The 17,890-nt window shown below is 59.2% G+C and carries 24 protein-coding genes; 19 read left to right on the top strand and 5 right to left on the bottom strand.

The window, feature by feature from the left end; all coding sequences use genetic code 11:
- Nucleotides 1-23 precede the first annotated feature (23 nt).
- The 15 genes from MHH62_RS10035 to recX all read left to right on the top strand — a co-directional run bounded on the left by MHH62_RS10035 (nt 24) and on the right by recX (nt 10,611).
- Nucleotides 24-806, top strand: a complete 783-nt coding sequence (locus MHH62_RS10035; protein ID WP_060767084.1) for a hypothetical protein — start codon at nt 24-26, stop codon at nt 804-806.
- Between the two features lie 11 nt (nt 807-817).
- Entirely contained in the window at nt 818-1,120 is a 303-nt protein-coding gene (locus MHH62_RS10030) for a hypothetical protein (RefSeq protein ID WP_060767083.1), read from the top strand.
- Nucleotides 1,121-1,208: 88 nt separating this feature from the next.
- The gene (locus MHH62_RS10025) at nt 1,209-1,382 is read left to right on the top strand and encodes a hypothetical protein (RefSeq protein ID WP_003189022.1); all 174 of its coding nucleotides are present in this window, start codon (nt 1,209-1,211) and stop codon (nt 1,380-1,382) included.
- A 2-nt stretch (nt 1,383-1,384) separates the two neighbouring features.
- The gene (locus MHH62_RS10020) at nt 1,385-2,551 is read left to right on the top strand and encodes a tail protein (protein WP_014717166.1); all 1,167 of its coding nucleotides are present in this window, start codon (nt 1,385-1,387) and stop codon (nt 2,549-2,551) included.
- Entirely contained in the window at nt 2,551-3,057 is a 507-nt protein-coding gene (locus MHH62_RS10015) for a phage major tail tube protein (protein ID WP_014717167.1), read from the top strand. The genes MHH62_RS10020 and MHH62_RS10015 overlap by 1 nt, the downstream gene beginning before the upstream one ends.
- A gap of 180 nt (nt 3,058-3,237) precedes the next feature.
- Nucleotides 3,238-3,810: a phage tail assembly protein gene (locus MHH62_RS10010; RefSeq protein ID WP_014717168.1), complete on the top strand. Its 573-nt coding sequence runs from the start codon at nt 3,238-3,240 to the stop codon at nt 3,808-3,810.
- The gene (locus MHH62_RS10005; RefSeq protein WP_014717169.1) at nt 3,807-3,932 is read left to right on the top strand and encodes a hypothetical protein; all 126 of its coding nucleotides are present in this window, start codon (nt 3,807-3,809) and stop codon (nt 3,930-3,932) included. Before MHH62_RS10010 ends, MHH62_RS10005 begins: the two co-directional genes overlap by 4 nt.
- A gap of 6 nt (nt 3,933-3,938) precedes the next feature.
- Entirely contained in the window at nt 3,939-6,161 is a 2,223-nt protein-coding gene (locus MHH62_RS10000; RefSeq protein ID WP_339232888.1) for a phage tail tape measure protein, read from the top strand.
- Nucleotides 6,161-6,544 carry a phage tail protein gene (locus tag MHH62_RS09995; protein WP_014717171.1) on the top strand — a complete coding sequence of 128 codons (384 nt, stop codon included), beginning with the start codon at nt 6,161-6,163 and terminating at the stop codon, nt 6,542-6,544. The genes MHH62_RS10000 and MHH62_RS09995 overlap by 1 nt, the downstream gene beginning before the upstream one ends.
- Nucleotides 6,537-6,749: a tail protein X gene (locus tag MHH62_RS09990; RefSeq protein WP_014717172.1), complete on the top strand. Its 213-nt coding sequence runs from the start codon at nt 6,537-6,539 to the stop codon at nt 6,747-6,749. Before MHH62_RS09995 ends, MHH62_RS09990 begins: the two co-directional genes overlap by 8 nt.
- 9 nt (nt 6,750-6,758) lie before the next feature.
- Nucleotides 6,759-7,760 (top strand): phage late control D family protein, encoded by a 1,002-nt coding sequence (locus tag MHH62_RS09985; RefSeq protein WP_339232887.1) that lies wholly within the window; start codon nt 6,759-6,761, stop codon nt 7,758-7,760.
- A 22-nt stretch (nt 7,761-7,782) separates the two neighbouring features.
- The gene (locus tag MHH62_RS09980; RefSeq protein WP_014717174.1) at nt 7,783-8,340 is read left to right on the top strand and encodes a glycoside hydrolase family 19 protein; all 558 of its coding nucleotides are present in this window, start codon (nt 7,783-7,785) and stop codon (nt 8,338-8,340) included.
- 152 nt (nt 8,341-8,492) lie between these two features.
- Nucleotides 8,493-8,993 (top strand): CinA family protein, encoded by a 501-nt coding sequence (locus tag MHH62_RS09975; RefSeq protein WP_014717175.1) that lies wholly within the window; start codon nt 8,493-8,495, stop codon nt 8,991-8,993.
- An 83-nt stretch (nt 8,994-9,076) separates the two neighbouring features.
- Nucleotides 9,077-10,135: a recombinase RecA gene (gene recA / locus MHH62_RS09970; RefSeq protein WP_014717176.1), complete on the top strand. Its 1,059-nt coding sequence runs from the start codon at nt 9,077-9,079 to the stop codon at nt 10,133-10,135.
- A gap of 8 nt (nt 10,136-10,143) precedes the next feature.
- Nucleotides 10,144-10,611 carry a recombination regulator RecX gene (recX, locus tag MHH62_RS09965; protein WP_014717177.1) on the top strand — a complete coding sequence of 156 codons (468 nt, stop codon included), beginning with the start codon at nt 10,144-10,146 and terminating at the stop codon, nt 10,609-10,611.
- A gap of 62 nt (nt 10,612-10,673) precedes the next feature.
- Here recX and MHH62_RS09960 read toward each other — a convergent pair whose 3' ends face one another.
- Complete coding sequence (locus MHH62_RS09960; RefSeq protein WP_020301155.1) at nt 10,674-11,786, bottom strand: TIGR00730 family Rossman fold protein; 1,113 nt, start codon at nt 11,784-11,786, stop codon at nt 10,674-10,676.
- A gap of 294 nt (nt 11,787-12,080) precedes the next feature.
- On the bottom strand, nt 12,081-12,515 hold the full coding sequence (locus MHH62_RS09955) for a PA3611 family quorum-sensing-regulated virulence factor (RefSeq protein WP_014717179.1): 435 nt from the start codon (nt 12,513-12,515) through the stop codon (nt 12,081-12,083).
- A 178-nt stretch (nt 12,516-12,693) separates the two neighbouring features.
- Between MHH62_RS09955 and MHH62_RS09950 the strand changes: the two genes are divergently transcribed.
- From MHH62_RS09950 to MHH62_RS09940, 3 genes are all read left to right on the top strand, one after another.
- Nucleotides 12,694-13,413 carry a tRNA-uridine aminocarboxypropyltransferase gene (locus MHH62_RS09950; RefSeq protein WP_032903391.1) on the top strand — a complete coding sequence of 240 codons (720 nt, stop codon included), beginning with the start codon at nt 12,694-12,696 and terminating at the stop codon, nt 13,411-13,413.
- 251 nt (nt 13,414-13,664) lie between these two features.
- Nucleotides 13,665-14,315 (top strand): response regulator transcription factor ErdR, encoded by a 651-nt coding sequence (gene erdR, locus MHH62_RS09945; protein ID WP_003189050.1) that lies wholly within the window; start codon nt 13,665-13,667, stop codon nt 14,313-14,315.
- 75 nt (nt 14,316-14,390) lie between these two features.
- Complete coding sequence (locus tag MHH62_RS09940) at nt 14,391-14,753, top strand: diacylglycerol kinase (protein WP_019817716.1); 363 nt, start codon at nt 14,391-14,393, stop codon at nt 14,751-14,753.
- Nucleotides 14,754-14,756: 3 nt separating this feature from the next.
- Here the strand turns inward: MHH62_RS09940 and MHH62_RS09935 are convergent, their stop codons facing one another.
- On the bottom strand, nt 14,757-15,683 hold the full coding sequence (locus MHH62_RS09935; RefSeq protein ID WP_010212678.1) for a LysR family transcriptional regulator: 927 nt from the start codon (nt 15,681-15,683) through the stop codon (nt 14,757-14,759).
- A gap of 125 nt (nt 15,684-15,808) precedes the next feature.
- Here MHH62_RS09935 and fpr point away from each other — a divergent pair, with 125 nt between their 5' ends.
- Nucleotides 15,809-16,588, top strand: a complete 780-nt coding sequence (fpr, locus tag MHH62_RS09930) for a ferredoxin-NADP reductase (RefSeq protein WP_003189055.1) — start codon at nt 15,809-15,811, stop codon at nt 16,586-16,588.
- A 132-nt stretch (nt 16,589-16,720) separates the two neighbouring features.
- Here fpr and tsaA read toward each other — a convergent pair whose 3' ends face one another.
- Together tsaA and MHH62_RS09920 are read right to left on the bottom strand one after the other, a co-directional pair.
- The gene (gene tsaA, locus MHH62_RS09925) at nt 16,721-17,416 is read right to left on the bottom strand and encodes a tRNA (N6-threonylcarbamoyladenosine(37)-N6)-methyltransferase TrmO (RefSeq protein WP_014717182.1); all 696 of its coding nucleotides are present in this window, start codon (nt 17,414-17,416) and stop codon (nt 16,721-16,723) included.
- A 4-nt stretch (nt 17,417-17,420) separates the two neighbouring features.
- Nucleotides 17,421-17,882 carry a DUF1456 family protein gene (locus MHH62_RS09920; RefSeq protein ID WP_005785469.1) on the bottom strand — a complete coding sequence of 154 codons (462 nt, stop codon included), beginning with the start codon at nt 17,880-17,882 and terminating at the stop codon, nt 17,421-17,423.
- Nucleotides 17,883-17,890 lie beyond the last annotated feature (8 nt).

Below are 17,890 nucleotides of genomic sequence, written 5' to 3'. Positions count from 1 at the left end.
GATTAATTGACAGGGAGTTGAAGATGGGAATTGAAGCGACTATCACGAAAGTTGTGGATGCATGTAACAAGCTGACGGAAACAGTGACTAATCAGATCGGAAAAATTGATGCGCGAGTAGAGGCGGCTTCGAGTCAGTTCACGGCGTGGCGTAACAGTGTGCAGGCTAAGGATATTAACGGGCGCGCGCTTTACAAGCAGGATATTGACCTTACTGGTTTGCCTACAGATGTATTTTATCCGGTCTGGTGGACCATGCCCGGGAACGACGCGGGTGAAACCGAAATTACTATCTCTCGTATATTTGCCCGAGATAGCGAAAAGGCGCCCTTCGGTGAAGGGGTTTACCATATTGCGGGTTTGAGTTTGCAACTGGAAGGGGTGGGCTTCGCATGGAACGGCGATGCCAATTTTCTAGCGATCAAACGTATCTCGCAGACTTATCGAGAGACGGTTCGGGGTGTTTCCTTTGGTATGGTTTGCATCGCTCGTGCCGTTACTGGGCTTAAGCCTCTGTACCTTGGCTTGGTCGCGGGGCAAGTGACCACATCTCCACAGTTTTCCGGGGTATACCTGAGAGGTGGTCTAAGTTACACCATTACCAAAACGTTTGATTATCCTGTGAACTACAGCAAGTTAGACACGGAAGTGATCATGAAGGATGACGTTAATGCCGATTGGGAAATACGTTGGGCAGTGAAGCCTTATGCGTTAGCCCAGGCTGATGCCGTGCTTGGCAAGACCCTTGAAGAGAAGCGCCTAGCCTATTCCCACGATAACGACATTCGCTATACCGCCAAGGTTTAAGGACTGATCAAATGACTTTGTTTATCGAAAAGTTGGTAACGCCTGCTGGTGACTCGTTGATCAACGTACCTGCTAGCGCGCAGACCCTCAAGGGCCTGGGTTTTAGTGATAAGGCCGCGCAGGAGCTGATCGAGAACGCCGCTGCCGCAGCCGCGCTCGCTAGCACTATTGCTGCCCGCCGCTCTGCCTACGTCAGCGAAGCTGACCCGATGTACCTCGAATGGCAATTCGACGGTACGGCTGAAAAGGAAAAAGAATGGCGAGCCAAAGTAGCCGAAATCAAGGCGCGTTTCCCATTACCTGAGGATAAGTAATAAACCACCGCGAAAGCGGTTTTTTTTCGCCTCCCCAAAGCCCCTCCCCGCAGGGGCTTTTGCATTTCCCACCCGGAGATTTCCACCCATGCCCACCCGCCAAACCTACACCGTCCTCATCCCATTCCCCATCGGCAACGGCCATTGGTCTACCGCCGGTGAGGAGCTGGAACTGCTCGACGTCGAAGCATCCGCCCTGCGCACCGCCGGCCGTCTGGAACTGACCAGCGTCCTCAACTCCACCCCCAAGAAGGCTGAATAACCATGGCAGAAGTCCTGAACTTCGAGCACAACGGCATCACTGTGAATGCCACTGAATCCCCCGAGGCCATGGGTGGCCTTGGCGATAACGTCATCGGCCTGGTCGGCACTGCGCCGAATGCCCATGCGTCGATCCCCAAAAACGCGCCGTTTCGCATCAACAGCTTCACCGCCCAGGCGCTCCTGGACCCTACCGGCACTGAGTCGGGCACCTTGTTCCAGGCGGTGTACCAGATCCTCAAAGTGGTCAAGGTGCCGGTCTATGTCGTGATCGTCGAAGAGGGCGCCACCCCGGCCGATACGATCAACAATGTGATCGGCGGCAACGACCCGGTCACCGGTCGCAAGCTGGGCCTGGCGGCCCTGAGCAGCGTGCCTGAAGACCTGACCATCATCGGCGCTCCAGGCTTTACCGGCACCAAGGCCGTGGCTGGTGAGTTCGCCTCCTTCGGCAAGCGCATCAAGGCCCGTGTGGTACTGGATGGCAAGGACGCGTCCGTTGCCGACCAAGTGACCTACAGCGGCGAACTGGGCGGGGCCGACCTCGGCTTCGACCGTTGCCTGCTGGTGCACAACATGCCGTCGGTGTACTCCAAAGCCGCGAAGAAGAACGTGTTCCTGTCGCCATCCTCGCTGGCCATCGCCGCATTGGCCAAGGTCAAGCAGTGGGAGAGTCCAGGTAACCAGGTGACCTTCGCCGAGGACGTTTCCCGCGTGGTCGAGTACAACATCCTCGACACCTCCACCGAAGGCGACCTGCTCAACCGCTACGGCGTGAGCTACTACGCCCGCACCATCCTCGGCGGCTTCTCGCTGTTGGGCAACCGCTCCATCACCGGCAAGTTCATCAGCTACGTCGGCCTGGAAGATGCCATCAGCCGCAAGCTGGTCAAGGCCGGCCAGAAAGCCATGGCCAAGAACCTCACCAAGTCCTTCATGGACCAGGAGGTCAAGCGCATCAACGACTGGCTGCAAACCCTGGTGGCCGACGAAACCATCCCCGGCGGCAGCGTGTACCTGCACCCGGAACTGAACAGCGTCGAGAAGTACAAGAACGGCACCTGGTTCATCGTCATCGACTACGGCCGCTACGCGCCGAACGAACACATGGTTTATCAACTCAACGCCCGCGATGAAATCATCGAGCAGTTCCTGGAGGACGTTCTCTAATGTTTACCAACCGAGTCAGACAGGCCATTGCGGCCACCCTTCAAGGCCTGCCGTTGTCCGCAACCGTGGAAGAATTCACCCCGCCGAAGATCGAGTTCGACATGGAGGCCATGTCCGGCGGGCGCTTTATCGCCGAGGAAATGGCCAAGAGCGGCAAGGTGCTCAATGCCAAGCTGGTGCTGCAAGGTGCCGGCCCGCAAATCATGCTGGCCCTGGGCGTGCGCATGGGCGACGACATTTTGCTGAACGTGCGTGAAGCCGGCCAGGATCAAGACGGCAAGACCTATTTCACCTACCACACCGTGGGCGGCAAGCTCAAATCCCTGGAGGAGGCGAAGCTGAAAATGGGCGACAAGGCCACCACCACGCTGGAGCTGTCCTGCCGTACCTACAACCGTCTGGAAAATGGCATTTCGGTGATCGATATCGATGTGCGCACCCAGAAGTTCGTGCTCAACGGCGTCGACATCCTTGGCGATGCCCGCCGCGCCGTGCTGATGCCTTAAGGGCCGGCGCAATCTGAAGCGAGCACGGTCAAGGTGGGAGCTGGCTTGCCTGCGATGCAGGCGACTCGGTATCTCTGGAGCATCGAGTGGATGCCATCGCAGGCAAGCCAGCTCCCGCAGGGGCCGTGCTCAGGTTTAGATTTTTTGCACTTTTCAACACCGCTCAACAAGGAATTCCCCATGGCCTGGATGCCACCGTTGCACATCCTGCTGTCCCCGATCACCGCCGACACCGGTGCAATGATCGAGCAGGTTCAACTCAAACCGTTGTTCTATGCCGCGCAAAAAGACGCGCTGGCCCGGGCCGGTGATGACGAGGACGACCAGTTCTTCGAACTGGCGAAACTCGCCACCGGCCTGTCGGAAAAAGAGCTCGACCAACTCAAGCGCCCGGACTACGTGAGCATTGCGCAGTACGTACACGAAATGTCGACACGCCCGGCCTCGTTCTTCTTGAAAGAACAGGACGTGACGACCCACGACCAGCCTGTCCACCTGCTATTACCCCTGGAAGCCGCCGGCCGAAACCTGTCGGAACTGCCCCTGGAAATGCCCGCCCTGCGCGCTACCAAGGTGATGAAAAAACTCGCCACTAACAAAGAGCGCGCCGAGTTCATCACCGCCCATTGCACGGGCCTGATGATTCCCGATCTTGCCGGCCTGACCGTGCCCGACTGGACCGAGCTGCAGGAGCGCATCGACGATTTTTTAAACAAACCGGCGGACTTCTTTCGGAGCGCGACATCGAAGTGATTCTCGATGTAGTGCCGCTGGTTTACTCGGTGAACGAAGCGGAAATCCTCGATTGGGAAGCCGGCAAAGCATTGCGCCGCTACGACATCGCAATCAGTCGTCTTGGCGTCAAACAGGAGTAGAGCGCAATGGCAGATAGTAATCATGGAGCAGGGTCAGCCATTGCCAAGGGCGGCGTGATGACTCAGGGCGCCCTTCAGATGACAGGAATGCAGGCCAGTCTCAAACCTATCACCCAAGCGCTGCCGAGCCCGCTTGAGGTGGCCCCGGGGAGTGCGGCGAGTCTGGCCCTGGCATTGGCCGATGCCAGCTTGCAGATCAAGCATCTGGCGGACGGGCAGGTACGGTTGGTCGATACGCTGGAGCTGTTCAACGTCTCGTTGCTCAAGGTGATGGACGCCCGGCAAGCTCAAACTGCCGGGAACGCAGAGGGTACGAAGACCGTCGCGGCTACAGACAAGCGCACACCCTCGCAGGCGCTGGACGCCGCGATGACCGATATTGATCAACTGTTGATGTTTGCCCGGCATGAGCGCAAGGCATTGCGTGAAGCCAACCTTGCCATGGCGTCCGAGCCGGTGGTAGCTGCCAGTGGTGCCAGTGCCGTCGACCTCGCGAAGGTCGAGTATGCCGCCGCCCGTTCCGGTATCGGCAGTGATCGTAAGGACGCTTCGGGCAATATCGACCCCGTTGGGCGCCGGGCAGACCTGCAGCAGTTCGCTCGCGACGCTGCGATCATGGCGACGGCGTTCAAGATCGACGTCAAAAATTCCGGCGAAATCATGGGCGGCTGGCGCGAGTCAATGCACCTTGATCGCGCACAAGCCTTGGACCTTGCCGACGCAACAAACGTGCTGGGCACCCAGGTATCGCTCAAGGCCGAATCGGCGGATATCGGCGCTGTTGTGCAACTCCAGGGCGCTGCCGCGAAGGCTGCGGGCATGAGTCCCGAACAGGCTGCAGCGCTTTCGGCGGCGTTGTTGAGCGCAGGTAACAGCAAGGCTGTTGCTGGTGCCGGGCTGGAAAAAATCAGCACCGTCCTGGCTAAAGGCGACAACGCCTCTGCAGGGCAACGCAGTGCCTGGGCAGAGCTCAAGCTTGATCCAAAAGTACTCGCGGCGGGCATGAAACAGGACGCCCCACAGGCCGTGCTTACGGTGCTGGAGGCGCTCAAGTCGCAACCTGCCGAAAGGCAGGCGGTGCTGGCGACGCAGTTGTTCGACGGCAACCAGACGATTCTGAGCCTGGTACCGGTGATCGACAGCGTGAAACAGGCCTTTTCGCTGGTCGCAGAAAAATCCACCTACGCCACTTCGACGCTGGGCGACCAAGGTTCGGTGCTGCGTTCGGCCGCGGTTCGTGCGGACTCTACTTACGCGCGTCGGCAAGCCTACGAGGCCAGTACCACACGCTTGAGCACCGCCTCTGATACAGCGCTTGCCCCCGTTGTAGATGCCTCGCTGACCGCAATGAACGGCCTGGTCAGTGGCGTGGCTTGGCTCGCGGAAGGCCTGCCCAAGGCTGCCGCTGCCGTCGCCCTGGCGGGGGCGGTGCTGATCCCGGTGGTTTCTGGTGTTTTCGGTGCCGTGAAGGACAAGATTTTCGAAAAGGTCGCAGGGAAAGTGCTCGGAGAGGGGCCGGCAGCAGGGAATAAAACCACGCCGCCGGACAGCCAGCGCAAAGCCCCGAGCAATGACGAGCACAGCGGTAATCGCCCGCCTGCTTCCGGCCCTGGCATCTCTGGCAAAGCGGCGAAGGTGAGCAAGCTGGCCAAAGGGGTCCCCCTGGGTTTGGTGGTGGCCCAGGCCGGTGTCGAGATGACGCAAGGCGCGATGACCGGAAACCTGGGTCAAGCGGTTGGCACTAGCGTGGGCTCTATCGGCGGCGGTGTTGCCGGCGGTGTCGTCGGTGATGTGGCTGGGATGGCGATAGGCCGAGCGGTCGGCACGCTGGCGGGAGCTGTTATCGGTTCGGTCGTTCCGGGTGCCGGCACAGTGTTGGGCGGTGTGATGGGCGGCGTCGCCGGGGGCGCAATCGGTAAGGTAGTCGGTGGTGCCGTGGGCACTTTCGTGGGCAGTGACGTCGGTGCGTGGCTGGCTGAAAAAGTGATGGGGGCGGGCGATCGCCTGCCATCCCCCACAGAGGTCAGCAAAAACCTCAACGCCCCTCAAGCCGACAACCGCCAAATCAACTTCGCCCCGCAAATCACCATCACCGCGCCTGAGCAAGCCAGCCATCAACAACTGGCGGCGCTCGTGGTGCAACAGATCGAAGCGCAATTTACCCCGCTGTCGATGGACAACCTGCTGGCGACCCGACGCGGCGCAGCACTCACCGATGGAGCTGTGTGATGCGACAACAGATGGTCTTGGGTACTTTTATTTTCGGGCTGTCCCGTGGGTTCGCCTACGACACGCTTGATCGTGGTAGCAGCGGGGGCTGGGTCAGTCTCGACATCATTGCCGGCAAACCTAAATCCAGCCAGGTCGGCCAGGGGCTCGAAACGCTGGCATTGGGCGGCAAGGCTGCGCGTGCCAATGGCATGGCGCGCCTGGATGAGTTGCGCACCCTGCAGGCCCTGCGTGCGCCGTTGCCTTTGGTGGACGGGTTAGGGCGTAACTGGGGGCTATGGACCATCCAGTCGATCAGTGAAAAACAAGCCAGCGTGATCGACGACGGGACGGCCATGGTGATCAATTGGACATTGTTACTGGAGGAGTTCGTCAATGCGTAGGGTTCGAAGTATTGCCGGCGACTCGGTGAACCTGTTGCTCTACCGTGAACTGGGGCGCAGTGATGATGCCGCAGAAGAAGCGTTGTGGCGCTTGAACCCGGAGTTGGCCGAACAGGGCGCGGTACTGCCGGCGGGCGTCAGCGTGCTGGTGCCCGAGTTGGACGCGCAACCGGTTGCGAGCCGGCCGGTTTCCGCCTGGGATTAAGGAGCCATCATGGCACTCGGATTTACACCTGTAGTGGAGCTATACGGAGCCAATGCCGCGTTATTCAACGAGCGGCTCTTGGAGTGGGAACATACCGACGCAGCGGGGTTTGTATCTGATCAACTGAAGCTGACCCTCGATATCGAGGGGCTTGAAGGGCTGCCCGATCTGGGCGGCAAAATTGGCCTGCGTATTGGGTACCTGGAATCGGGCCTGGTGGATAAGGGCGTGTTCAAGATCACCCAGCGCACGCCCTCGATGTTCCCATTGCGACTGGTGCTGGTGGCCACGGCGGCACCGTTCGACGAGCACGAATTCAAACAGCGCCGCACCGCCAGCCATGGTCCGATAACCCTGGGTTCGCTGTTTCGCCAACTGACCACCCGATACGGTTTTTCACCGCGTGTGGCGCCTGAACTCGACGGTGAGCCGATCGCGCACATCGATCAGACCAATGAAAGCGACATGGCTTTTCTGACGCGCCTGGCCAAGCGCTTCGATGCGGTGGCCAAGCCTGTCGATGAGCTGTATGTACTGGGGCGCAAAGGCCAGATCAAGACGCTGTCGGGCAAGGCATTGCCGGATGTACGGTTGTCGATCACCCATGATAATCGCCCAGGTGACCGCGCGTTCATCAGCGCCAGTTTCACCGAAACCAGCCGTGCCAAATACAACGGCGCGCAAACGTCATGGTGGGACGCGGCAGCCGGAAAACAGCGTGTCGTCAAGGTGGGCATCGCACCCTTCAAAGTGGTGACACAGCGCTACCAGAGCGAGGACGAAGCACGCTCGGCGGCGCAGGGAGAGATGCGGCGGGTGGGGCGCGAAGGGTTGCAGATTGATGTGGTCTGCCCTGGTAATCCTTCGTTGGCTGCTGAAGGCCTGTTGCTGCTGGATGAGTCGTGGCCGGGGTTCATGCAAGGGCGCTGGTCGATTACAACGGTGAAATCCAGGGGCGAGCGAAAAGGTGGCTATCGGAGTACGGTCCAGGCCAGCGGTTTGTCGGTGTAGATCCTTCCTTAGAGTAAAACCCATGGTAATCACACATGCTCAGCTTCTGGGTGTCATGCCTGGAGCCCGCCTTCGCGCGGGCATTTTTTTAACCTTTCTAAATGCGGCCTTTGCGGGGCATCAGATCAATACGGCCCGTCGCGTCGCCGCCTTCCTCGCCCAAATCGGCCACGAGTCTGCCCAGTTGCAGTACGTGCGCGAATTGGGCAGTGATCAATACTTGAGCAAATATGACACCGGCGTCTTGGGCGCGCGCCTGGGCAACACCCCGGAAGCGGACGGAGATGGACAAAAGTATCGCGGCAGAGGGTTGATCCAGATAACCGGCCGCCGTAATTACCTTGCGTGCAGCCAAGCACTGTTCGGCGATGATCGCCTGCTGCTCCAGCCGCAACTGCTGGAACAACCGCAATGGGCCTGCGAGTCCGCCGCCTGGTTCTGGCAAAGCAACGGCCTTAACGAACTTGCCGACAACGATCAGTTCACCACCATCACCCGTCGGATCAACGGCGGCCTCAATGGCCTGGACGACCGTTTGCAGTTGTGGGCGCGGGCGAAGGCGGTGCTCTGCGTTTCTTAGGTGCGTTTCGCCTGATCGGTGCGCGCCTGCTCATGGCGCATGTGTGGCAGGTGCAGGCCGTCGCGCATTAGCCTCTTGATGCACTCTGTACCTTGCATGGCCGATAGGCTCCTGTAGGGTAGACAAACCCCCGCCCATTCCTGGAGACGACCGTGAAGGAAATCACTCAACTGGCTGCCGAACTGGGGCGCCGTTTGCAGGTGCTCAGTGCCCACGTGACCACTGCCGAGTCCTGTACCGGCGGCGGTATTGCCGAAGCCATCACGCGGATCCCGGGCAGTTCGGCCTGGTTCGAGGCGGGCTATGTCACTTATTCCAACCGACAGAAGACCCGACAGTTGAATGTGCCGGAAAAACTGTTCGTCAAGGTCGGGGCTGTCAGCCAGGAAGTGGTGGAGGCGATGGCCCGCGGTGCGCAGGAAAAAAGCCTGGCGCGATTTGCCGTGGCGGTCAGCGGTGTGGCCGGCCCCGATGGCGGCTCGCCGGACAAGCCGGTGGGCACCGTTTGGCTGGCCTTTGCCGTGGGCGACGAGGTGACCGCCGAGCTTGCGCACTTCCCCGGCAACCGCGACGAGGTCCGCCGACAAACGGTAAAAGCCGCGCTGGAGGGCTTGTTGCGACGAGCTGCAGCAGAAATAGACAATCAGGGGTAGGCGATCACCGATCTTTGTGGAACAATACTGTCTACTTATACAGGTGTTGGCCGTCAGGCCTTATTGATTACGTGAGGACTTTAATGGACGACAACAAGAAGAAAGCCTTGGCTGCGGCCCTGGGTCAGATCGAACGTCAATTCGGCAAGGGTGCCGTAATGCGTATGGGCGATCACGACCGTCAGGCGATCCCGGCTATTTCCACTGGCTCTCTGGGTCTGGACATCGCGCTCGGCATTGGTGGCCTGCCAAAAGGCCGTATCGTTGAAATCTACGGTCCTGAATCTTCCGGTAAAACCACCCTGACCCTGTCGGTGATTGCCCAGGCGCAAAAGATGGGCGCTACCTGCGCGTTCGTCGACGCCGAGCACGCCCTGGATCCTGAATACGCCGGCAAGCTGGGCGTCAACGTCGATGACCTGCTGGTTTCCCAGCCGGACACCGGCGAGCAAGCCCTGGAAATCACCGACATGCTGGTGCGCTCCAACGCCATCGACGTGATCGTGGTCGACTCCGTGGCGGCCCTGGTGCCCAAGGCTGAAATCGAAGGCGAAATGGGCGACATGCACGTGGGCCTGCAAGCCCGCCTGATGTCCCAGGCGCTGCGTAAAATTACCGGTAACATCAAGAACGCCAACTGCCTGGTGATCTTCATCAACCAGATCCGTATGAAGATCGGCGTGATGTTCGGCAGCCCGGAAACCACCACCGGTGGTAACGCGCTGAAGTTCTACGCTTCGGTCCGTCTGGATATCCGTCGTACTGGCGCGGTGAAGGAAGGTGACGAGGTTGTCGGTAGCGAAACCCGCGTCAAGGTCGTGAAGAACAAAGTGGCCCCGCCATTCCGTCAGGCTGAGTTCCAGATTCTCTACGGCAAGGGTATCTACCTGAACGGCGAGATGATCGACCTGGGCGTACTGCACGGTTTTGTCGAGAAGTCCGGTGCCTGGTATGCCTACAACGGCAGCAAGATCGGTCAGGGCAAGGCCAACTCGGCCAAGTTCCTGGCAGACAATCCGGATATCGCTGCCACGCTTGAGAAGCAGATCCGCGACAAGCTGCTGACCGCAGCGCCGGACGTGAAAGCGGCTGCCAACCGCGAGCCGGTAGATGAAATGGAAGAAGCCGATACTGACGTCTGAAGCAAACGATGACTGTTGTACTGGATACACTCGTCGCCGTTCGGCGCACTGCGATGGACCTGCTCGCTCGCCGCGAGCATGGTCGAGTCGAGCTGACACGTAAGTTGCGTCAGCGCGGCGCAGAGCCAGAGATGATCGAAACAGCCCTCGACCGGTTAACGGAAGAAGGGCTGTTGTCGGAAGCCCGTTACCTTGAAAGCTTTGTGTCTTACCGCGCACGTTCCGGTTACGGCCCTGCGCGGATTCGCGAGGAGTTAAGCCAACGTGGACTGCAACGTGCCGATATTGACCTTGCGCTACGTGAGTGCGGTATCAATTGGCAGTCGCAGTTGGAAGACACCTGGCGTCGCAAATTTGCGGGGCATCTTCCGATTGATGCCAAAGAACGTGCGAAGCAAGGTCGCTTCTTGAGTTATCGCGGGTTTTCGATGGACATGATCAGCCGCTTGTTGAGCGGCCGGGATATGGACGACTGAACGCCAAAAAACAAAAGGCCCACTATGAAAATAGTGGGCCTTTTTTTTTTGCCTGCAAAAAATCACGCTGTCTCTGGCGTCATCCGTTGCTGGGCCTTGCCCTGAGCCTGTGCCCAGTTCTCCGGCAGGTTGATGTAATCCACCAACTCCCGCAATCGCCCCTGATCGCGACCGTTGAAATTGAACACCAGGCGCGTCAAATGGCTGAATCTCGGTTCGTCATGGTCTTCGCCCGTATAGGCGAGTTGCTGGAATTCGCCACTGAGCCGCAGGCTGGCAAACGCTTGCTGCATATGGGCGAGGGCGCGCTCACTCAGGGGATGATTCATGCGCACCACAAACTCACGCTTAAGCCAGCGGGTGGAGTGGAAGTTGGCGTAGAACTGGTTGATTTCGTCTACGGCCTCTTCGGCGCTGTAGACCAGGCGGACCAGTTTGAGGTCGGTGGGCAGGATATAGCGATTGGCTTCCAACTGACTGCGGATGAAATCCAGGGCGCCTTGCCAGAACCCACCGCCCGGCGCATCCAGTAGCACGACCGGCACCAGTGGGCTCTTGCCGGTCTGGATCAGGGTCAGCACTTCCAATGCCTCGTCGAGGGTGCCGAAACCGCCAGGGCACAACACCAGCGCGTCGGCTTCCTTGACGAAGAACAGCTTGCGGGTAAAGAAGAAGTGGAATGACAGCAGGTTGTCGGTGCCATCAATGGTTGGGTTGGCATGCTGTTCAAAGGGCAGGGTGATATTGAACCCTAGGCTGTGCTCCAGGCCCGCACCTTCGTGGGCCGCGGCCATGATGCCGCCACCGCCACCGGTGATGACCATCAGGTCGGACCGTGCCAACGCCGCACCTACCTCTCGGGCTAGCGCATACAGCGGGCTTTCCACTGGCGTACGCGCCGAGCCGAATACCGTGACTTTGCGCCGGCCCTTGAATTGTTCGAGCACCCGAAAGGCATGGTCCAGTTCGCGGATGGCCCGCAGGGTGATCTTGGCGTTCCAGCGATCACGGTCGTCCTGGGCCATGCGCAGGACGGTGAGGATCATGTCTCGATAAAGGGAGATATTCGGGCTGTTGGGGGCGATCAACTGAATTTGTGCGTCGACCTGCTGGGTGAGGTCGGTCCCGTTTTCTTCAAAATGACGAAGCAACAAATCATTCGATTCATAAGGCATTCAATTTCTCCTTCTCTACAGGGCCTGGGTAGTCGACGAGAACGTCGCCTGGGCCACGACACTGCTTGTGTCGCGGCATGCCGCAGGAGGGCAGGCCTTTTTTGCCCTGAAAATGTGACAGAACAGCGTTAAAAACTGTGGTGGGCGGGCATCTGGGATGAGCTGATCATGGGCCGAAAAACCCTTGGCTGGCAACCGCTTATTGATGGCTCATTAGGCAGTTTAGTCGTTGACAGCAAACGCAGCGGGGGCGTGCGCGCCGCTGGGCAGCGGCGCGGGAGGGGCAAGCAAAGGTTACTTTTTCTTCTTCGTCGGAGCCGGGCAATCGGCCTCTGCGAACTTGACCGAGGCCACCGGGCGATTGGTCTTGTTCTCGGTGATTTCATAGCGCATCACTGCGCCCTTGGCCATCAGCTCGCGGTAGCCCGGGTTGGTGCATACACTGCGGCCCAGCTGGAAATACACAGCCTTGGGGTTGGCGCGCATCTGTTCGGCACGGTCAGGCAACACGCTGAGGTGATCGATCAGTTGCATGCCTTCAACGGTGTAGGCGACTTCCAGGGTTTTTTCATCGATTTCCCGGGGCAGGTCCTTGTTGCTTTCGGCCGCGACGCTTTGCAGCTTCTTGTTCATTTGAGCCTCCAGCAGCGAGGCCGCGTGGGCGCCCATAGGCAAGACCAGCGCAAGGGCGACGGATGGGGCAACAAGGCGCAGCATGGAACGCAGCATGAAACTCTCCTGATTCGGTTACTGGTGCATAGACCAGCCACTGGGCTGTGCGTTCAGTGGCGCGCAATTATAGGTGAGCCCTTGCCACTACAGCCAGGCGTATCGCTGGTAAACTGCGGGACTTCTGTTTTTCACGAGTTTGTTCCGTGTCGATTTCTTCTACTTCGCCGCGTGCCCGATGAGTCACGCCGTCTCCCGTTTGCGTACCCAGCGTCTGGCGCGTGCCGTCAGGCCGTTTCTCAATCGGGGTTCCCGTGCTGAGCGCTGTCCCGGCTGTCGGGTCATTCCTGAGTACTGCCTGTGTGCCTGGCGGCCTCAGGTAGAAGCCAAGTCCGCCATGTGCCTGTTGATGCATGACGTTGAACCGATGAAGCCCAGTAACACGGGCTGGCTGATCGCCGATGTCATACACGACACCACCGCGTTTGCCTGGTCGCGTACCGAAGTCGACCCCGAGTTGCTCAGGTTGCTGGCCGACCCGCAGTGGCAACCCTACATCGTATTTCCCGGTGAATTCGTGGCGCCGCAACGGGTGGTCAGTGAAGTGCGCGTGGAGGAGGGCAAGCGCCCACTGTTCATCCTGTTGGACGGCACCTGGAGCGAAGCGCGCAAGATGTTTCGCAAAAGTCCCTATCTGGAACATTTACCGGTGCTGAGCCTGGCGCCCGAACAGTTGTCACGCTACAAACTACGGCGCTCCAAGCGCGATGACCATTTCTGCACCGCCGAGGTGGCGGCGCTGTGCCTGGAGCTGGCCGATGACCTGGCCGCCAGCGAAGTGCTGGATGCCTACCTTGATGTGTTCAGCACCCATTACCTGGCTGCCAAATTCCAACTGCCATTGGATGCGGCGGACACCGTGCATACCCGCCTTGCACCCTACATCCCGGCGGGATAACCAGACGACGTTTGCATGATGGCACTGTAAGCCCGCAACCCGCTAAAATCCCCACGGGCGTAGTGCTTGACCCTCCAGGCTACGCTGGGCATGCTGTGCGCCGATTGGGTGCAACCGTGAATTATCGACGTCGTTTCATGTGTTTTTGACGTTGAGCGGGCCCTGTGGCGATCGCTGCCTGGCCGTCGCCTCGTGTATTGGTGAACCCTGAACCCATCAGGGCTCCCATAAAAAACAGGATCATTTAACCAATGGCCACATACGAAATCCTGATTGCCGATGACCACCCGCTGTTTCGCAGCGCACTGCATCAGGCCGTAACCCTGGGCCTTGGCCCCGATGTACGTCTGGTCGAAGTGGCCAGCATTGCCGAACTGGAAGCCCGCCTGACTGAAAAATCCGACTGGGATCTGGTGTTGCTCGACCTGAACATGCCGGGCGCGTACGGTTTCTCCGGGCTGGTGCTGCTGCGTGGCCAATACCCGCAGATCCCCGTGGTGATGGTGTCGGCCCAGGAAGAAGCCGACGTGGTGGTGCGCTCCAAAGAGTTTGGCGCCAGCGGCTTCATTCCCAAGTCCAGCGCGATGGAAGATATCCAGAAAGCAGTGCGCACGGTGTTGGACGGCGATGTGTCCTGGCCACCCCAGGCGTTTGAAGAAATCAATGTGTCCGATGAAGCCAAGGCCGCCCGCGATGGCCTGGCCAGCTTGACGCCCCAGCAGTTCCGAGTATTGACCATGGTCTGCGAAGGGTTGTTGAACAAGCAGATTGCTTACGAATTGAGTGTGTCGGAAGCGACCATCAAGGCCCACGTTACGGCGATTTTCCGTAAGTTGGGCGTGCGTACGCGCACTCAGGCGGCGTTGCTTTTGCAGCAACTCGAGTCCATCTCGCAACATTAAGTTACAGCCGCTTCACGCTTTTTTGACTTTGCGTGATCTAGCTTCCCCACTTCTTTGGTTCAGTTGCCTACATCTATGTCGCCTTTCAAGGGTCAAACCGGTATCAAACGTATCTTCAATGCAGGGGGCTATTCCCTGGATGGCCTGCGTGCGGCTTTCACTGGCGAGGCGGCATTCCGCCAACTGGTATTGCTGAATGTCATCCTGATTCCCGTGAGCTTTTTCCTGCAGGTCAGCCGGGTTGAACGGGCGCTGCTGATTGCAGTGTGTTTGTTGGCGCTGATCGTCGAATTGCTTAACTCAGCGGTAGAAGCGGCCATTGACCGTATTTCCCTGGACCGCCACCCGCTGTCGAAAAACGCCAAGGACATGGGCAGCGCCGCGCAATTCGTGGCACTGACCATGATCACCCTGGTATGGGCCGTAATCCTGATCTGACGATCACGCGATACTCGGCAGCACGATCTCGTCGCTGCGCTGCACCCCAGCGGTGAAGGCGCGGCACAGTTCGAGAAACTCGCGCATCGCCGAGGTCTGGTACTTCTGCTTGTGCCAGATGAAGTAGAACTGCCGGGCCAGGTCCAGGTCCGGGGTTTCTACCGGCACCAGGCTGCCACGGCGGAAGGCATCGCGCAGCGCCAGCCGCGAAATGCAGCCAATCCCCAACCCCGACTCCACAGCCCGCTTGATTGCCTCGGTATGTTCCAGCTCCAGGCGGATATTCAGCGCGCTGCGATGATGGCGCATGGCCTGGTCAAAGGTCAGGCGCGTGCCAGAGCCTTGTTCGCGCAGGATCCACGCTTCGTGGGTCAGCTCATCCATGCTTGCCACGCCACGCTTGGCCAGATGATGCTGGGGCGCGCAAAACACCACCAGCTCGTCTTCTACCCAGGTTTGCACTTCGATATCCGGGTGGCTGCAGTCACCTTCGATTAGACCCAGGTCAATTTCGTAGTGCGCCACCTGATGCACGATATGCGCAGTGTTCTGCACATGCAGTTTCACCTGGCTCTCGGGATGCTGCTGCATAAAGCTGCCAATCAGCAGCGTCGCCAGGTAATTGCCGATGGTCAGCGTGGCGCCGACCGCCAGGGAACCGAAGCCTGACTTGCCGTTGAGCAGGTCTTCGATCTCCTTGGCCTGGTCCAGCAATGCCACCGCCTGGGGCAACAGCTGGTGACCGAGGGCGTTGAGGCTCAGGCGTTTACCGGCGCGGTCGAATAATTGACAGCTGGATTGACGCTCCAGCTCGGTGATTGAGGTGCTGGCGGCGGATTGAGATAAGGCCAGAAGGCCAGCAGCGCGCGAGACGCTTTCCTGCTGGGCGACGGCGACGAAAACTTGCAGTTGACGGAGAGTAAATCGCATATCGATATAACCGATAACCCTTATCTTAATAATCCAGTTAACAGATATTGTCGCCGCCATTAGAATGCTGTGCAATTGCGCATCCTTACCTTTGGCGCAGACCCATTTCCAGGAGTCCCCCGTACATGAGCAACATGAACCACGAGCGTGTCCTCAGTGTTCATCACTGGAACGACACTCTGTTCAGCTTCAAGTGCACCCGCGATCCGGGCCTGCGCTTCGAGAACGGTCAGTTCGTGATGATCGGCCTGCAACAGCCCAACGGCCGCCCGCTCATGCGCGCTTACTCCATTGCCAGCCCGAACTGGGAAGAGCATCTGGAGTTCTTCAGCATCAAGGTGCCCGATGGCCCGCTCACTTCCCAGTTGCAGCATCTGAAGGAAGGCGACGAGATCATCATCAGCAAAAAACCGACAGGCACCCTGGTGCTTGACGATTTGAAGCCGGGCAAGCATCTGTACCTGCTCAGCACCGGTACTGGCCTCGCTCCATTCATGAGCGTGATCCAGGACCCGGAGACCTATGAGCGTTTCGAAAAAGTCATCCTGTGCCACGGCGTGCGCTACGTCAACGAAGTCGCCTACCGCGAATTCATCACCGAGCACCTGCCGCAGAACGAGTTCTTCGGCGAGGCCCTGCGTGACAAGTTGATCTACTACCCGACCGTGACCCGCGAGCCGTTCGAAAACGAAGGTCGCCTGACCGACCTGATGCGCAGCGGCAAACTGTTCAGCGACATCGGCCTGCCGCCGATCAACCCCGAGGACGACCGCGCCATGCTGTGCGGCAGCCCAAGCATGTTGGATGAGACCAGCGAAGTGTTGAACAGCTTCGGCCTGAAAGTTTCGCCACGGATGCGTGAGCCGGGTGACTACCTGATCGAGCGTGCGTTCGTCGAGAAGTAATACAGAGTCAGTAACACCAGCGATCCAAAAAGTGTGGGAGCTGGCTTGCCTGCGATAGCATCACCTCGGTTCAACTGAACCACTGAGGTGTCTGCATCGCAGGCAAGCCAGCTCCCACATTTGGTTTTCGCCCTATTTAGCCGAAACCACTTCCAGCACACAAATCATCCCCGGCTCCGGGTAGTGCCAGCGCACATCCACATCCCAGAACCGCACACCGTATTCCCGTTCTGAGGTAGGAACCTGATACGCCGGCCGCGGATCCTGTGCCAGACACTGTTCAATCAACTCCACCAACGGTTCACCAAGGCGCTGTGCATGGCCTTGCGCCTGTTGCAGTGCAGCCTTGAGCCATTGCACGCCGATCAGCGCGGGCGCATTGCTGGCGATGTCGTTGGTGGCCGCATCCACGATATCGGCATACGGCACATACGGCTTGATATCCAGCACCGGCGTGCCATCGAGCAAATCTATGCCCGATATCCACAACCGCCCCGGTTCCACCTTGTCCAGCTTCACCACCGACTGGCCGATGCCATTGGGACGATGGGTTGCGCGGGTGGCAAACACACCCATGGACGTATTGCCGCCCAGGCGTGGCGGGCGCACTTTCAGGCGTGGCTTGTCTTCCAGTGCCTGATGAAACAGAAACAGCAGCCACACATGGCTGACCTGCTCCAGCCCCTGCACCGCCTCACCCTGGTCGAACGGCGCCACCAGCTCCAGCACGCCACGGGCAGCCGGTGCCAGTTGCGGTTGGCGCGGGATGGCGAACTTCTCCTTGAAACAGGAGCGTACGAAGCCGACGGGCGAGACCTGGTAACTCATGGGCTTAGGCACGGACCCGCAAGGTCAGGCCCTTGAGGAAGTTACGCAGCAACTGATCGCCACAGGTGCGGTAGTTTGTATGACCAAACTTACGGAACAGCGCGCTCAGCTCTGGCTTGGACACCGGGAACTCCGCCGCCTTGAGGATTGCATGCATGTCGTCTTCCTTCAGTTCGAAGGCCACGCGCAGCTTTTTCAGGATGATGTTGTTGGTCACCGGGGTTTCGATCGGCTGCGGCGGGCGGCTTTCGTCCTTGCCGCGCTTGAAAATCACCAAGCCATCGAGGAAGTGAGCCATGACTTCATCCGGGCAGAACACGAAGCCTTCTTCCTCATCTTTTTTGAGGTAGGTCAGCAGGTCTTCCTTGGTCACGTCCATGCCGCCGAGCTTGATGATCTCGACCATCTTGTTGTCGCTGATGTCGAGCATGTAGCGCACGCTGCGCAGTACGTCGTTGTGAATCATGGTGGGCA

This window comes from Pseudomonas sp. FSL L8-0168 (assembly GCF_037976155.1).
GTDB classification, from domain to species: Bacteria; Pseudomonadota; Gammaproteobacteria; order Pseudomonadales; family Pseudomonadaceae; genus Aquipseudomonas; species Aquipseudomonas paracarnis.
Note: the sequence above shows the minus strand (reverse complement) of the source record. Positions and strands in the feature narration are given on the sequence as shown.

What these genes read in the sequence shown, in the direction of transcription:
- MHH62_RS10030 (WP_060767083.1), top strand. Translation starts at nt 818, where the DNA reads ATGACTTTGTTTATCGAAAAGTTGGTAACGCCTGCTGGTGACTCGTTG.
- MHH62_RS10020 (WP_014717166.1), top strand. Translation starts at nt 1,385, where the DNA reads ATGGCAGAAGTCCTGAACTTCGAGCACAACGGCATCACTGTGAATGCC.
- recA (WP_014717176.1), top strand. Translation starts at nt 9,077, where the DNA reads ATGGACGACAACAAGAAGAAAGCCTTGGCTGCGGCCCTGGGTCAGATC.
- MHH62_RS09995 (WP_014717171.1), top strand. Translation starts at nt 6,161, where the DNA reads ATGCGACAACAGATGGTCTTGGGTACTTTTATTTTCGGGCTGTCCCGT.
- tsaA (WP_014717182.1), bottom strand. Translation starts at nt 17,416, where the DNA reads ATGAGTTACCAGGTCTCGCCCGTCGGCTTCGTACGCTCCTGTTTCAAG.
- MHH62_RS09980 (WP_014717174.1), top strand. Translation starts at nt 7,783, where the DNA reads ATGGTAATCACACATGCTCAGCTTCTGGGTGTCATGCCTGGAGCCCGC.
- MHH62_RS09950 (WP_032903391.1), top strand. Translation starts at nt 12,694, where the DNA reads ATGAGTCACGCCGTCTCCCGTTTGCGTACCCAGCGTCTGGCGCGTGCC.
- recX (WP_014717177.1), top strand. Translation starts at nt 10,144, where the DNA reads ATGACTGTTGTACTGGATACACTCGTCGCCGTTCGGCGCACTGCGATG.
- MHH62_RS09960 (WP_020301155.1), bottom strand. Translation starts at nt 11,786, where the DNA reads ATGCCTTATGAATCGAATGATTTGTTGCTTCGTCATTTTGAAGAAAAC.
- MHH62_RS09920 (WP_005785469.1), bottom strand. Translation starts at nt 17,882, where the DNA reads ATGATTCACAACGACGTACTGCGCAGCGTGCGCTACATGCTCGACATC.
- fpr (WP_003189055.1), top strand. Translation starts at nt 15,809, where the DNA reads ATGAGCAACATGAACCACGAGCGTGTCCTCAGTGTTCATCACTGGAAC.
- MHH62_RS10025 (WP_003189022.1), top strand. Translation starts at nt 1,209, where the DNA reads ATGCCCACCCGCCAAACCTACACCGTCCTCATCCCATTCCCCATCGGC.
- MHH62_RS10035 (WP_060767084.1), top strand. Translation starts at nt 24, where the DNA reads ATGGGAATTGAAGCGACTATCACGAAAGTTGTGGATGCATGTAACAAG.
- MHH62_RS09940 (WP_019817716.1), top strand. Translation starts at nt 14,391, where the DNA reads ATGTCGCCTTTCAAGGGTCAAACCGGTATCAAACGTATCTTCAATGCA.
- MHH62_RS10000 (WP_339232888.1), top strand. Translation starts at nt 3,939, where the DNA reads ATGGCAGATAGTAATCATGGAGCAGGGTCAGCCATTGCCAAGGGCGGC.
- MHH62_RS10010 (WP_014717168.1), top strand. Translation starts at nt 3,238, where the DNA reads ATGGCCTGGATGCCACCGTTGCACATCCTGCTGTCCCCGATCACCGCC.
- MHH62_RS09955 (WP_014717179.1), bottom strand. Translation starts at nt 12,515, where the DNA reads ATGCTGCGTTCCATGCTGCGCCTTGTTGCCCCATCCGTCGCCCTTGCG.
- erdR (WP_003189050.1), top strand. Translation starts at nt 13,665, where the DNA reads ATGGCCACATACGAAATCCTGATTGCCGATGACCACCCGCTGTTTCGC.
- MHH62_RS09985 (WP_339232887.1), top strand. Translation starts at nt 6,759, where the DNA reads ATGGCACTCGGATTTACACCTGTAGTGGAGCTATACGGAGCCAATGCC.
- MHH62_RS09935 (WP_010212678.1), bottom strand. Translation starts at nt 15,683, where the DNA reads ATGCGATTTACTCTCCGTCAACTGCAAGTTTTCGTCGCCGTCGCCCAG.
- MHH62_RS10015 (WP_014717167.1), top strand. Translation starts at nt 2,551, where the DNA reads ATGTTTACCAACCGAGTCAGACAGGCCATTGCGGCCACCCTTCAAGGC.
- MHH62_RS09990 (WP_014717172.1), top strand. Translation starts at nt 6,537, where the DNA reads ATGCGTAGGGTTCGAAGTATTGCCGGCGACTCGGTGAACCTGTTGCTC.